This is a genomic window from Nocardioides sp. (genome assembly GCF_041913365.1).
Lineage (GTDB): Bacteria > Actinomycetota > Actinomycetes > Propionibacteriales > Nocardioidaceae > Nocardioides.
Map to the genome: position 1 here is coordinate 323416 of NZ_JAYSFM010000004.1, position 13975 is coordinate 337390.

Sequence of the window (13975 nt, forward strand, 5' to 3'; positions counted from 1 at the left end):
TGGCCCGGCGGGAGGGTCGGTCCGCCCGCTGCCGAACCCGGTGCCGAGCCCGGTGCAGAACCCGGTGCGGAATAGTCCGGTGCGATGCGGGATTGTGCTCGACATGGCTACCGCTGACCTCTGGTTCGACCCCCTCTGCCCGTTCGCCTGGATCACCTCGCGCTGGATCCGCGAGGTCGAGCAGGTCCGCGACATCGACGTGCAGTGGCACGTGATGTCGCTGGCGTACCTCAACAAGGACAAGGACATCCCGGCGGAGTACCGGGAGATGCTCCAGGGCACCGAGAAGCCGGTGCGGGTGGCGATCAGGATCGCCCAGGACTACGACAACGCGAAGCTCGGTGACTGGTACACCGCGATCGGCACCCGCCGCCACAACAACGGCGAGGACCTGTCGAAGGAGACCGTCGCCGCCTCGCTCGCCGACGTGGGCCTGCCCGCCGACCTCATCGAGGCCTGGGACGACGCGTCGCTCGACGACGCCGTCGCGAAGAGCCACCACGAGGGCATGGACGCGGTCGGGGACGACGTCGGCACCCCGACCATCCACATCAACGGCTCGGCCTTCTTCGGTCCGGTGCTGTCGAAGATCCCGCGCGGCGAGGAGGCCGGCGAGCTCTGGGACGGCGCCGTCGCCGTCGCGAAGTTCCCCTACTTCTACGAGCTCAAGCGCTCCCGCACCGGCGACCTCGACTTCTCCTGACCCCGCCCCGACCAGCGTGATCACGGACGCCACCCGGGGAAACCGGGTGGCGTCCGGTCACTAGGCTTGCGCCCATGACTCGTGTCCTGTCCGCCGTCGCCTGGCCGTACACCAACGGCCCGCGCCACATCGGCCACGTCGCCGGTTTCGGCGTGCCCTCCGACGTCTTCAGCCGGTTCATGCGGATGGCGGGCCACGACGTCCTGATGGTCAGCGGCACCGACGAGCACGGCACCCCGATCCTGGTGCTCGCCGACAACGAGGGCATGCCCGCGCGGGAGCTGGTCGACAAGTACAACCAGGTGATCGTCGACGACCTCTGCGGGCTGGGACTGTCGTACGACCTCTTCACCCGCACCACGACCGGCAACCACTACGCCGTGGTGCAGGAGATGTTCGAGACCTGCCGCCGCAACGGCTACATGGTCGAGGAGACCACCAAGACCGCGATCAGCCCCTCGACCGGCCGCACGCTGCCCGACCGCTACATCGAGGGCACCTGCCCGATCTGCGGCTACAAGGAGGCCCGCGGTGACCAGTGCGACAACTGCGGCAACCAGCTCGACCCGACCGACCTGATCGACCCGCGCTCGAAGATCAACGGTGAGACGCCGGAGTTCAAGGACACCCAGCACTGGTTCCTCGACCTGCCCGCCCTCGCCGCGGCGCTGGGGGAGTGGCTCGACCAGCGCGAGGCCACCGGCCTGTGGCGCCCCAACGTGATCAAGTTCAGCCAGAACATCCTCAAGGAGATCCGGCCGCGCGCGATGACCCGCGACATCGACTGGGGCATCCCGGTGCCGGGCTGGGAGGACCAGCCGACCAAGCGGCTCTACGTCTGGTTCGACGCGGTCATCGGCTACCTCTCGGCCTCGATCGAGTGGGCGCGCCGCCTCGGCGAGCCCGACAAGTGGCGCGAGTGGTGGAACGACGCCGACGCGGAGTCCTACTACTTCATGGGCAAGGACAACATCGTCTTCCACTCCCAGATCTGGCCGGCTGAGCTGCTCGCCTACAACGGCGCGGGCGACAAGGGCGGCGAGCCGGGCACCTTCGGCACGCTCAACCTGCCGACCGAGGTGGTCTCCAGCGAGTTCCTGACCTTCGGTGACTCGCAGTTCTCCACCAGCCGCGGCAACGTGATCTACGTCGGCGACTTCCTCGCCCGCTACGGCGCGGACGCCCTGCGCTACTACATCTGCGCGGCCGGCCCCGAGACCTCCGACGCCGCGTTCACGTGGGCCGACTTCGTCACCCGCAACAACTCCGAGCTGGTCGCCGGGTGGGGCAACCTGGTCAACCGCACCGCGACGATGATCGCGAAGAACTTCGGCGAGATCCCCGCCGCGGCCGCGCTCGAGGAGGTCGACGAGCAGGTGCTCGCCACCGTCCGCGAGGGCTTCACGACCGTCGGCGGCCTCATCGAGAAGCACCGGCTGCGCGCCGCGATCGCCGAGGCGATGCGGGTCGTCGGCGAGGTGAACAAGTACCTCACCGTCACCGAGCCCTACAAGATGAAGGACGAGTCCCAGCGCGAGCGCCTGGCGACCGTGCTGCACGTCGCGGCCCAGTGCGTGAGCGACTGCAACACGCTGCTCTCGCCGTTCCTCCCGCACTCCGCCAACCAGGTGCACGCCGCGCTCGGCGGCGAGGGCGAGCTCATGCCGATGCCCCGCATCGAGCAGGTCGACGAGCTCGAGCCCGACAACGGCGCCGGCCACACGTCGTACTCCATCATCACGGGGGAGTACTCCTCGACGCCTGCGTGGGAGTCGCGCCCGGTGACCGTGGGTGCGCCGGTGGAGAAGCCGACGCCGATCTTCACCAAGCTCGACCCCTCGGTGGTCGAGGAGGAGCTCGCCGGGTTCGGCGCCTGAGGGGCCTGAGCCGGTCTGGCTAGGCTCTCCGCATGTCCTCCGAAACCGCCGAGATGTACCTGCCCCACTTCGTGGTGAACCAGAAGCTCACCATGATGATCAACCGCTACGAGATCTCGGAGTCCGACGAGGCGGGCAACCCGACCCGGCTGATGGCGCTGGCCGAGCAGAAGCGGATGGCGTTCAAGGAGCAGGTCACCTTCTACTCCGACGCGGGCAAGTCGCGGCCGGTCTTCGGCTTCAAGGCGCGCAAGAAGCTCGACCTCAACGCCGGCTACGACATCACCGACGAGGGCGGTGCCCAGATCGGCTTCTTCAGGAAGGACTTCGGCGCCTCGCTGCTCCGCTCGACCTTCCACGTGGAGGGCCCCGGCTACACCGGCACGGGCCAGGAGCGAAACCAGGTCGTCGGCCTGCTGCGCCGCTTCACCGACGTGGACTTCCTGCCGATCCACTTCGACTTCCTCGACGCGAGCGGCCAGCCGTTGTTCTCCGTGGAGCGCAAGATGTCGATCGGCGACCGCTACCGCGTCGCCGTGCCGGACCAGCGCGTCGACTTCCGGGTGGCCGCCGCCATCGCGGTCGGCCTCGACGCGCTGATGTCCCGCTGAGGACCGCTCCGTGATGTACCCCGAGGTCCGGGCGGCCGTCGCCGCGGACGACGGCCCCGCCCTGGGCGCGCCCGGCTTCGACCTCGCCGCGCACCGGGAGGAGGTCCGCCTGTTCAACCTCCGCCAGCCGCGCGAGCACGTCGCGTCCGTCGAGGACGTCGACGCGGACGGTGTGCCGTGCCGCCTCTACACCCCGGCCGACCCGCTGGAGGGGCTCGCGGTCCACGCCCACGGCGGCGGGTTCGTGCTCAACGACGTCGACGTGCACGACGCCGTGGTCCGGCGCTTCGCCAACCGGTTGCGCCGTCCGGTGCTGAGCGTGGACTACCGGCGCCCGCCCGAGGCGAAGTTCCCCGCGGCCCCGGACGACCTGGACACCGTGGTCGGCTGGCTGCGCCGCGAGGGCCCGCCGGGGCCGTACGCCGCCCACGGCGACTCCGCAGGAGCCAACCTCGCGCTGGTCGCGGCGCTGCGCAACCCCGGCTTCTTCCGGGTGGTCGCGCTCATCTACCCCTTCCTCGACCCCCGCGCCAGCTTCCCGTCGTGGTCCGAGGGGCCCGGCTCAGGCTTCGACCCGTCGGAGGCGAGCTGGTACTGGGAGCAGTACGCCCGCAGCGAGGCCGACTACGACGACCCCGACCTCGCACCCCTGCTCTCCGACCGGCTGCACACCCTCCCGCCCACCTTCGTCGCGACCGCCGAGCACGACCCGCTGCGCGACGAGGGTGAGGAGCTGGCCCGGCTGCTCGCGGAGGCCGGTGTCGTGACCGTCGGCATCCGGTGCCTCGGCCAGGTCCACGGGTTCTGGCGCCACGCACAGTTCACCGCGTCGGAGCCGCTCGTGCGCCAGGTGGCCGGCTACCTCGACCAGCACCTGGTCTGAACCGGCGTCCCCGCCCTCTGGAAGACTTCCACCATGCGCGTTCACCTGGGCTCCGACCACGCCGGCCTCGAGCTGAAGGACCACCTGATGACCTGGTTGGTCGACCACGGCTACGAGCCGGTCGACCACGGTCCGTTCGTCTACGACGCGCTCGACGACTACCCCTGCTTCTGCCTCCGGGCGGCCGAGGGCGTCGCCGCCGACCGGGCCGAGGGCCTCGACAGCCTCGGCGTGGTGATCGGCGGCTCCGGCAACGGCGAACAGATCTCGGCCAACAAGGTCGAGGGCATCCGGTGCGCCCTGGTCTGGTCCGAGGAGACCGCCGTCCTCGCCCGCGAGCACAACGACGCCAACGTCGTCTCGGTCGGCGGCCGCATGCACTCCGTCGACGAGATGACCCGCTTCGTCGAGGTCTTCCTGACCACCCCCTTCACGGAGGACGAGCGTCACGTGCGCCGCATCGGCCAGGTCAGCACGTACGACGAGACCAAGGAGCTGCCGCCGCTTCCGGAGTCGGCGCTGCGCGGCCCGGATGCCTGAGGGCCACACCCTCCGTCGCCTCGCCGACGACCTGACCGCTGCGTTCGCCGGGCGCACGGTCCGCGTGTCCTCGCCGCAGGGCCGCTTCGCCGCCGACGCCGAGCAGCTCGACGGCTCGCGCCTCGTCGGTGCGGACTCCGCGGGCAAGCACCTGTTCGTCGAGCTCCAGGGCGAGCGGTTCGTCCACGTCCACCTCGGCCTGATCGGGCAGTTCGACGTGCACACGGGCGTCGAGGTGGTGCCCGCGCCCGTGGGCGCCGTGCGGCTTCGCCTGGTCACCACGCCCGACGACGGGCTGCCGACGTCGTACGCCGACCTCCGCGGCGCCATCCTGTGCGACCTGATCGGCCCGGCCCGGCGCGACGAGGTGCTCGCGCGGCTCGGCCCCGACCCGTTGCGGGCCGACGCCGACCCCGACCTCGCCTGGCGCCGGATCCGCGCCAGCCACCGCCCCATCGGCGACCTGCTGATGGACCAGAAGGTGCTCGCCGGCGTCGGCAACGTCTACCGCGCCGAGGTCCTCTTCCGGCACCGCATCCACCCGCTCCGCCCGGGCAGCACGCTCCGGGTCGGCCAGTGGCGGGCCATGTGGGCCGACCTGGTCGAGCTGATGGCTGAGGGCGTGCGCTCGGGAAGGATCGACACGGTGCGCCCCGAGCACACCCCCGAGGCGATGGGCCGGCCGCCGCGCAAGGACGACCACGGCGGCGAGGTCTACGTCTACCGGCGCACCTCGATGCCGTGCCTGCTGTGCGGCTCGACCGTCCGCACGGGTGAGCTCGTCGGACGCAACATCTTCTGGTGCCCCAAATGTCAGCCAACCTTCCGCTCGCGGGCCGTACGATCTGCCAGCAACACCCCTGAGACGTCGCGAGGAGCTCGGCCATGAGTTCTTCCGCCGAGCGCCGCACGAACACCGGCCCCGGCTCGCGGCTCAGCGGCGCCCTCAGCCGGGTGGTGCCCCGCGGCTCGCGGATGCTCACGGCCCTGGTGGTCTCGACCGTGCTCGTCGGGCTGGCGATCTGGCGGCTGCAGGACTTCGTGCCGCTGGTCACGCTGCTCGTGCCGCTGGTCGTCTCCAGCCTCGTGCTGGGTCCGCGCCAGCTGCCGTGGTTCGTCGTCTTCGTGCTGCTGGTGCTGGCGGTGACCGTGCCGACGCAGGACATCACGATCCGCACCTCCGTGGCCGTGGTGATCATGTTCGGCCTCGGCTTCCTCGTCCTGCTGTCGTCGTTCCGTCGCTCGCGCCTCGGCGTCGCGGGCATCCAGGGCGAGCAGATGTTCGTGGACCTCCGCGACCGCATCCTGCGCCAGGGCGGCATCCCCGCCCTGCCCCCCGACTGGTACGCCACCGCCGAGCTGCGGTCCGCCGGTGGCACGCCGTTCGCGGGCGACTTCGTGGTCGCCTCACGGGTGGGCGACCGCCTCGAGGTCGCGGTCGTCGACGTGTCCGGCAAGGGCCAGGGCGCGGGCACCCGGGCGCTGCTGCTCTCCGGCGCCCTCGGCGGCCTGCTGAGCGCGCTGCCGCCGCAGGAGTTCCTGCCGGCGGCCAACACGTTCCTGCTCCGCCAGGACTGGGACGAGGGGTTCGCGACGGCGATCCACCTCTCGCTCGACCTCCGCTCCGGCCACTACGACCTGCGCACGGCCGGCCACCCGCCCGCAGCCCTGCGGCATGCCGGCTCCGGCCGGTGGGAGGTGGTCGAGACCGAGGGCCCGGTGCTCGGTCTGATCGACGGTGCCGACTTCGTCGCCACGTCGGGGGAGATGCGTCCGGGCGACGCGCTCCTGCTCTACACCGACGGCATGGTGGAGACCCGCAACCGCGACATCGGCCTGGGCATCGACAAGATGCTCGGCCAGTTCGAGCACCTGCTGCGCGGCGAGTTCGAGGGCGGCGCCGCCCGGCTCGTGGAGGCGCTCGGGTCGCGCAACGACGACGCCGCACTGCTGCTGGTCCACCGCCGCTGACCGCCGGCCGGACCGGGAGCGGCCGGTTGGGGCGCGTGCTCACGCGTGTGGCACCATGAATCCCGCACCGGCGATGGAGATGTCGACCGGCGCGCGCGGATGTAGCTCAATGGTAGAGCCCCAGTCTTCCAAACTGGCTACGCGGGTTCGATTCCCGTCATCCGCTCCCAGCAGGCCTGCGCGACCGCCCTCCGGGGCGGCCCGCCGGCCCGTTGGGCGGGGCGTAGCGTAGTGGCTAGCGCGCCTGCTTTGGGAGCAGGAGATCGCAGGTTCGAGTCCTGTCGCCCCGACCAGCCGGCCACGGCGCGGGCGTGATTCGGCCTGTGCCCGACCCGTCGATAGACTGACGAGGTTTGCGGCCGCCGGCTTCCCCCGTGCGTGCGGCCGTGCCGATCCCGTACGACCCCATGCAACACACTCATGTGGTCCCCCCACTGACCTTCAGCATCAGGAGACATTTGTGAAGAGCGCCGTCGAGACCTTGAGCCCGACCCGGGCCAAGCTGACCGTCGAGGTGCCCTTCGAGGAGCTCAAGCCGAGCCTCGACGCGGCCTACCAGAAGATCGCGAAGCAGATCAACGTCCCCGGCTTCCGCCGCGGCAAGGTCCCGCCCGCCGTCATCGACCGCCAGATCGGCCGCGGCCCGGTCCTCGACGAGGCGATCAACGCCGTCGTCCCCCAGCAGTACATGGCCGCGCTCCAGGAGCACGACCTCGAGCCGCTGGCCCAGCCGGAGATCGAGGTGACGAAGTTCGAGGACAACGAGTCCCTCGAGTTCACCGCCGAGGTCGACGTCAAGCCCGACTTCGAGCTCCCCTCCTACGACGGCCTCGAGGCCAGCGTGGAGGACATCGAGATCACCGACGCCGACGTCGAGGAGCAGGTCGAGGCGCTGCGTGAGCGCTTCGGCACCCTCGTCCCCGTCGAGCGCGCGGCCGCCGACGGCGACTTCGTGACCATCGACCTCGTGGCTGCCAAGGACGGCGAGACCGTCGAGGGCGGCGAGGTCACCGGCATGTCCTACAAGGTCGGTCGCGGCGGCATGATCGACGGCCTCGACGAGGCCCTGGTGGGCCTCTCCGCCGGTGAGGACACCACCTTCGACTCCGAGCTCGTCGGTGGCGACCTGGTCGGCGAGCCGGTCCAGGTGACCGTCAAGGTGACCGCCGTCCAGGAGCAGCAGCTCCCCGAGGTCGACGACGAGTTCGCCCAGCTCGCCTCCGAGTTCGACACCGCCGAGGAGCTCACCGCCGACGTGCGCGAGCGCCTCGGCCGCGGCAAGCGCCTCGAGCAGGCCGCCGCCGCCCGCGACGCGGTGCTGGAGGCCCTGCTGGAGAAGGTCTCCATCCCGCTGCCCGAGATCATGGTCACCGACGAGCTCAACGCCCGTCGCCAGAACGTCGAGCAGCAGCTCGGCTTCGCCGGCATCACCATGGAGAAGTACCTCGAGGACGAGGGCCAGACCCAGGAGGAGTTCGAGGCCGACCTCGAGCGCCGGGTCCGCGACGCGGTCGCCGCCCAGTTCATCCTGGACAAGATCGCGAAGAAGGAGGAGTTCGGCATCGACCAGGCCGAGCTCTCCGAGCACCTCGTGCGCCGTGCCCAGCAGTCCGGGCAGGACCCGCAGGAGTTCGCCAACCACATGTTCGAGCACAACCACATCCCCGAGCTCGTGCAGGAGATCCTGCGCGGCAAGGCGCTCGCGACGATCGTGGAGTCCGCGACCGTCAAGGACGCCTCGGGCAACGTGGTCGAGCTGAAGAACCTGCGTCCCGACGGCACCATCGGCGAGCCCGCCGACGAGGCTGCTGCCGAGAGCACCGAGGAGCCCGCCGAGGCCTGAGCCTGCGCACACCCTCCGACCGGCGTCCACCCCTCGGGTGGGCGCCGGTCGTGCGTGCGGCCGCTCAGCCCTCCGTGGCGGCCAGCACGTCGAAGGAGTACGCCGCCATCGCGGCGCGCTGGGCGACGTGGTGGGCCGCCGCCTCCTGGTCCTCCTCGGCCAGCGCCTCGGCCGGGATGCTCGGCAGGCCGTTGAACAGCGCCAGGCTCACCGCGTGCGACCGCCGGAGCACGTCCGCGTCGACCGAGCCGCCCTCCGCCGCCAGCCCGTCGGCGTACGCCTCGAGGCAGGCCGCGGCCCGCTCGGGCAGGCCGTCGGCGTCGAGGCGGCGCATCTGGATCTCGCCCACCAGGAGCTGGGAGAGGTCGTACGCCACCGGCTGCGGGCGCCAGAAGCCGAAGTCGATCAGCGTGAACCCGTCATCGCCGACGTGCCGCATCAGGTTGTTGGGGCAGGCGTCGCCGTGCGCGGCCAGGTGCGGCAGCGCGGCGTACTCGTCGGCGAGCGCGTCGAGCCGGCCGGCGACCTCGGCCAGCCGCGAGCGCAGCGGGCCGAAGTGCTCGGCCACGGCCGGGTGCTGCCACACCGCCTCGTCCCCGAGCACCGGCAGCGTCGTGTGCCCCAGCCGCCCCACGACGAAGGAGCGGATGTGCCACGGCTGCGGGTCGATCGCGGCGAGCCCGGCGACGTCGGCGCTGGCGGAGAGCCGCCCGAGCAGGTGCGCGGCGCGGAGGTAGGTCGACTCGTCCCACGGCGTCGGGTCGTGCTCGACGGCCTCGAGCCAGAGCACCGCGGTCTGGTCGGGCCGGTCGTCCACGCGCAGTGCCCGGGGCACGGTCAGGCCCTCGGGCAGGCGCTCGCCCAGGTCGGAGGCGTACAGCAGGACCTCGGCACGCCACGGCACGGAGTCGGCCGCCCACGCGGCCACCTCGGGCGGGACGAAGGCGAAGGCGGGGGAGTGGCGCCAGTGGTGCACGCGCTTGACGAAGAAGGTGAACGGCCGTGGACCGTCGCCGGCGTCGGCGTGCCCGCGCACCCAGGTGCGTGCGCCGGTGAGGATCGAGGGGACGTCGTAGGCGACCTCCTCGGCGGCCGAGTCCACCAGCCGTGCGGACGGGACGCCCCACAGGTCCGCCACCATCGCGGCCAGGGCCTCGTCGCTGACGTCGTCCGCGCCGAGGGCGTCGCGGCGACCGGTCTCGTCCGTCGAAGCGAAAGCGGCTTTCATGAAAACAAGGTAAGTTGCTTTCATGACGTACGTCAACGGGCTTCCCGAAGGTCTCGAGCCGCACGTCCCGCTCCTCATGGGCCTCGTGTTCGGCCGGGTGCGCGGGCGGCTGGCGCAGGAGGCGCCCGCCCTGCGTCCCTCGCAGCTGCGGGTCCTGGAGTGGCTCCCGGCCGGCGGCCTCACGATCTCGGAGCTCGCCGAGCGCACCGGCATGACGACGCAGGGCTGCGGGCAGTTCGTCCGCCAGCTCGCCGGGACCGGCATGGTCGAGGTCGGCCCCGACCCGCGGGACCACCGCGCCAAGCGGGTGACCATCACCGACCTCGGGCGCGAGGGGCTCGCCCGGGCGCGCGGCGTCCTCGACTCGTGCGAGCGGGAGTGGGCCGACTCCGTCGGCGCCGAGCGCTACCGCGTGTTCCGCGAGGTGCTGGAGCAGGTGGCCCGCGGCTGAGGACGTCAGCGAATCCGCTGTGGGCGAACAGGGTGGGTCATCGCGTGGAAGTGTCCGTCCTTCCGGCTAGTGTCGCCAGCGTGAACCAGAACTCCAGCCCAGCCCTCTCGCCTGAGATGAACGGCGCCGGTGGGATGTATGGCCTCGACGACCACATCTACCAGCGCCTCCTCCGCGAGCGCATCGTCTTCCTCGGCTCGGAGGTGCGCGACCAGAACGCCAACGCGATCTGCGCCCAGCTCCTGCTGCTCTCCGCCGAGGACCCGGAGGCCGACATCTTCCTCCACATCAACAGCCCCGGTGGCTCGGTGGACGCCGGCATGGCGATCTACGACACGATGAACTACATCCCCAACGACGTGGCGACCGTCGGCATGGGCCTGGCGGCCTCGATGGGCCAGTTCCTGCTCTGCGCCGGCACCAAGGGCAAGCGCTACGCCCTGCCCCACGCGCGCATCATGATGCACCAGCCCTCCTCGGGCATGGGCGGCTCGGCCTCCGACATCAAGATCCAGGCCCAGCAGTCCCTCCACATCAAGAAGGTGCTGCTCGACCTGATCGCCGAGCACACCGGCCAGAGCGTCGAGCAGGTCGTGGCCGACGCCGACCGTGACCGGTGGTTCACCGCCGACCAGGCGGTCGAGTACGGCCTGGTCGACCAGGTGATCACCAGTGCCCGCGAGGCAGCCGACGAGGGTCGCCCGGCCCGGAAGCAGGACTGAACATGAACTACTACATCCCCCAGTGGGAAGAGCGGACCTCCTACGGCTTCCGCCGCATCGACCCCTACGCCAAGCTCTTCGAAGAGCGCATCATCTACCTCGGCACGCCGATCAGCGACGACGTCGCCAACGCGGTCATCGCCCAGCTGATGTGCCTGGAGACGATGAACCCCGACACCGACATCAGCATCTACATCAACAGCCCCGGTGGCTCGTTCACGGCGCTGACCGCGATCTACGACACGATGAAGTTCATCAAGCCCGACGTGCAGACCGTGTGCCTGGGCCAGGCGGCCTCGGCGGCGGCGATCCTGCTGGGCGCCGGCGCCAAGGGCAAGCGGATGGCGCTGCCCAACAGCCGCATCCTGATCCACCAGCCCTACACCGAGGGCACGTTCGGCCAGACCTCCGACATCGAGATCCAGGCCAACGAGATCCTGCGGATGCGCGAGCTGCTGGAGAAGATGATCGCCGACTCGAGCGGCAAGGACATCGACCAGGTCAGCCGCGACATCGAGCGCGACAAGATCCTGACCGCCGAGCAGGCCGTCGAGTACGGCCTCATCGACGCCGTCATCGAGTCCCGCAAGGGCGCCCCGGCGCTCGCCTGACACCAGCACAACAATGATCGGCGACATCTCGTGTCCGGCCCCCGCAGGGGGCCGGCTCGGGGTACCGTCGTGGGGCCCGTTGCAGGGTGATGACCAGCCGGACCCCCGACCGGCGAGACTGGAGGACACGACTCGTGGCACGTATCGGTGACGGCGGCGACCTGCTCAAGTGCAACTTCTGCGGAAAGAGCCAGAAGCAGGTCAAGAAGCTCATCGCGGGACCCAACGTCTACATCTGCGACGAGTGCATCGAGCTCTGCAACGAGATCATCGAGGAGGAGCTCGCCGAGGGCTCCGAGGTGAGCCTCGAGGAGCTCCCCAAGCCTCGTGAGATCTTCGAGTTCCTCAACTCCTACGTCATCGGCCAGGAGCACGCCAAGAAGTCCCTCGCCGTCGCGGTCTACAACCACTACAAGCGCGTCCAGGCGGGCCTCCAGCCGGTCTCCGGCAAGGCCAAGGACGACGTCGTCGAGGTCGCCAAGTCCAACATCCTGGTCATCGGTCCGACCGGCTGCGGCAAGACCTACCTCGCCCAGACGCTGGCCCGGATGCTCAACGTCCCGTTTGCGATCGCCGACGCCACGGCGCTGACCGAGGCCGGCTACGTCGGCGAGGACGTCGAGAACATCCTCCTCAAGCTCATCCAGGCCGCCGACTACGACGTCAAGAAGGCCGAGACGGGCATCATCTACATCGACGAGATCGACAAGGTGGCCCGCAAGGCGGAGAACCCCTCGATCACCCGCGACGTCTCCGGCGAGGGCGTCCAGCAGGCGCTGCTGAAGATGCTGGAGGGCACGACCGCGTCGGTGCCCCCGCAGGGCGGCCGCAAGCACCCGCACCAGGAGTTCATCCAGATCGACACCACCAACATCCTCTTCATCGTGGGTGGTGCCTTCGCGGGCCTCGAGCAGATCATCGAGCAGCGCGTGGGCAAGAAGTCGCTGGGCTTCACCGCCGAGGTGCGCGGTGCCGCCGAGCGCGAGGCCGACGACCTGCTCGCGCAGGTCCGTCCCGAGGACCTCACCAAGTTCGGCCTGATCCCCGAGTTCATCGGTCGCCTGCCGCTCATCGCGAGCGTGAGCAAGCTCGACCGCGAGGCGCTCGTCCAGATCCTCACCGAGCCGCGCAACGCGCTCATCAAGCAGTACCAGAAGCTCTTCGACCTCGACGGCGTCGAGCTCGAGTTCACCGACGACGCGATCGACTCGATCGCCGAAGCGGCCCTCGAGCGGGGCACCGGTGCGCGCGGCCTCCGCGCGATCATCGAGGAGGTCCTCCTCTACGTGATGTACGACGTCCCCTCCCGCGGCGACGTGGCCAAGGTGATCGTCACCCGCGAGGTGGTCGAGGACGACGTGGCCCCGACGCTGATCCCGCGCGAGTCCGAGGCGAAGAAGAAGAAGTCGGCCTGACCTCGACCGTCCCATGGCCCGGGGTGACTAGTTCCGCCTAGTCATTTCGGGCCATTCCGGACTATCGACCGTGCCCCTGCGTCATGGCCCGGCGAGACTGGCGTCTCGTCAGCATGTGGGAAGGGGAACCCGTGGGGATCGATCAGAAGCGGCCGCTGGCCGGCTTCGCGCTGGTCGCCGTGCTCTGCGCCGTGCTGATGACGCTCTCGGTGGCACGCGGATGGGGACTGGACATCTTCCACCCCGGCCGGCCGATCGCGGCAGCCGGACAGGCCGACGCTGCTCCGCACGTCCGTCGGCACCCGGCGCCCACCACCGACCCGGCCCCGGTGAGCATCCCCACCGAGCTGAGCACCCAGCCCCTGGGCGTGGCCACCGGTGGCGCTGCCCACGCGAAGGCCCACGCCCGTCCCGTGCGCACGTCCGGCCGGTCGGTGGCGACCCCGGAGGGCACCGAGACCCCCGAGACCCCTGAGCCCACCGGGAGCACCACCGCCGAGACTGCGGCTCAGGGTGACGAGCAGGCCGAGGCCGAGCGCCTGGTCGAGCAGGCGCTCCGGGACGCCGCGAAGGCGCAGCGCCGGGCCGAGCACGAGGCAGCCAAGGCGGCCCGTGACGCCCAGCGGGACGCCGCCAAGGCGGCCCGTCAGGCCCAGCACGAGGCGGCCAAGGCGGCCCGTGAGGCCCAGCGGGACGCCGCCCAGGCGGCCCGTCAGGCCCAGCACGAGGCAGCGAAGGCGGCCCGTCAGGCCGAGCGCCAGGCCGAGCACGCCGCGGCGCAGGCCGCGCGCGAGGCGGAGCGCGCAGCTGCGCAGGCAGTCCGGGAGGCCGAGCGCCAGGCGGCGCAGGCCGCGCGGGAGGCCGAGCACCAGGCCGCACAGGCCGCGCGGGAGGCCGAGCACCAGGCCGCACAGGCCGCGCGCGACGCCGCTCAGGCCGCGCGCGACGCCGCGAAGGCGGCGCGCCACCCCTGAGGTGGTCTAGCCCGTTGGGGATCCCGACGGAACTCGACGCCGGAACCGTGTCATGGATCGGCGTGATCCCCGTCTCGTTGGCATGTGGGGCGAAGACCCGTTACGGGCCGAGGAGAAGCGACCGATCATCGCGGCGGTGCTGGTGG

General features: G+C 70.8%; 14 protein-coding genes and 2 tRNA genes. 15 read left to right on the forward strand and 1 reads right to left on the reverse strand.

Annotated elements, in window-relative coordinates; all coding sequences use genetic code 11:
• Positions 1–103 precede the first annotated feature (103 nt).
• From ACE3QY_RS12425 to tig, 10 genes are all read left to right on the forward strand, one after another.
• Entirely contained in the window at positions 104–703 is a 600-nt protein-coding gene (locus ACE3QY_RS12425; protein WP_374456337.1) for a DsbA family protein, read from the forward strand.
• Positions 704–777: 74 nt separating this feature from the next.
• A complete protein-coding gene (metG, locus tag ACE3QY_RS12430; RefSeq protein WP_374456338.1) occupies positions 778–2580 on the forward strand; it encodes a methionine--tRNA ligase in 1803 nt (600 codons plus the stop codon).
• A 32-nt stretch (positions 2581–2612) separates the two neighbouring features.
• Positions 2613–3191 (forward strand): hypothetical protein, encoded by a 579-nt coding sequence (locus ACE3QY_RS12435; protein ID WP_374456339.1) that lies wholly within the window; start codon positions 2613–2615, stop codon positions 3189–3191.
• Between the two features lie 13 nt (positions 3192–3204).
• A complete protein-coding gene (locus ACE3QY_RS12440; protein ID WP_374456420.1) occupies positions 3205–4074 on the forward strand; it encodes an alpha/beta hydrolase in 870 nt (289 codons plus the stop codon).
• Positions 4075–4107: 33 nt separating this feature from the next.
• Complete coding sequence (locus ACE3QY_RS12445) at positions 4108–4614, forward strand: ribose-5-phosphate isomerase (protein WP_374456340.1); 507 nt, start codon at positions 4108–4110, stop codon at positions 4612–4614.
• Positions 4607–5503: an Fpg/Nei family DNA glycosylase gene (locus ACE3QY_RS12450; RefSeq protein ID WP_374456341.1), complete on the forward strand. Its 897-nt coding sequence runs from the start codon at positions 4607–4609 to the stop codon at positions 5501–5503. Before ACE3QY_RS12445 ends, ACE3QY_RS12450 begins: the two co-directional genes overlap by 8 nt.
• Positions 5500–6585 carry a PP2C family protein-serine/threonine phosphatase gene (locus tag ACE3QY_RS12455; protein ID WP_374456342.1) on the forward strand — a complete coding sequence of 362 codons (1086 nt, stop codon included), beginning with the start codon at positions 5500–5502 and terminating at the stop codon, positions 6583–6585. Before ACE3QY_RS12450 ends, ACE3QY_RS12455 begins: the two co-directional genes overlap by 4 nt.
• Before the next feature lie 95 nt (positions 6586–6680).
• Positions 6681–6751 (forward strand) — tRNA-Gly (locus ACE3QY_RS12460).
• A gap of 51 nt (positions 6752–6802) precedes the next feature.
• Positions 6803–6878 (forward strand) — tRNA-Pro (locus ACE3QY_RS12465).
• Between the two features lie 167 nt (positions 6879–7045).
• Entirely contained in the window at positions 7046–8428 is a 1383-nt protein-coding gene (tig, locus tag ACE3QY_RS12470) for a trigger factor (RefSeq protein WP_374456343.1), read from the forward strand.
• A 64-nt stretch (positions 8429–8492) separates the two neighbouring features.
• Here tig and ACE3QY_RS12475 read toward each other — a convergent pair whose 3' ends face one another.
• Positions 8493–9656 carry a phosphotransferase gene (locus tag ACE3QY_RS12475; protein ID WP_374456344.1) on the reverse strand — a complete coding sequence of 388 codons (1164 nt, stop codon included), beginning with the start codon at positions 9654–9656 and terminating at the stop codon, positions 8493–8495.
• A 22-nt stretch (positions 9657–9678) separates the two neighbouring features.
• Between ACE3QY_RS12475 and ACE3QY_RS12480 the strand changes: the two genes are divergently transcribed.
• The 5 genes from ACE3QY_RS12480 to ACE3QY_RS12500 all read left to right on the forward strand — a co-directional run bounded on the left by ACE3QY_RS12480 (position 9679) and on the right by ACE3QY_RS12500 (position 13829).
• The gene (locus ACE3QY_RS12480) at positions 9679–10107 is read left to right on the forward strand and encodes a MarR family winged helix-turn-helix transcriptional regulator (RefSeq protein ID WP_374456345.1); all 429 of its coding nucleotides are present in this window, start codon (positions 9679–9681) and stop codon (positions 10105–10107) included.
• Positions 10108–10223: 116 nt separating this feature from the next.
• Entirely contained in the window at positions 10224–10829 is a 606-nt protein-coding gene (locus ACE3QY_RS12485) for an ATP-dependent Clp protease proteolytic subunit (protein ID WP_374456421.1), read from the forward strand.
• 2 nt (positions 10830–10831) lie between these two features.
• A complete protein-coding gene (locus tag ACE3QY_RS12490; protein WP_310254171.1) occupies positions 10832–11440 on the forward strand; it encodes an ATP-dependent Clp protease proteolytic subunit in 609 nt (202 codons plus the stop codon).
• A gap of 134 nt (positions 11441–11574) precedes the next feature.
• Positions 11575–12855 (forward strand): ATP-dependent Clp protease ATP-binding subunit ClpX, encoded by a 1281-nt coding sequence (gene clpX, locus ACE3QY_RS12495; protein WP_311288661.1) that lies wholly within the window; start codon positions 11575–11577, stop codon positions 12853–12855.
• 131 nt (positions 12856–12986) lie between these two features.
• A complete protein-coding gene (locus ACE3QY_RS12500) occupies positions 12987–13829 on the forward strand; it encodes a hypothetical protein (protein ID WP_374456346.1) in 843 nt (280 codons plus the stop codon).
• The last annotated feature ends 146 nt before the right edge of the window (positions 13830–13975 follow it).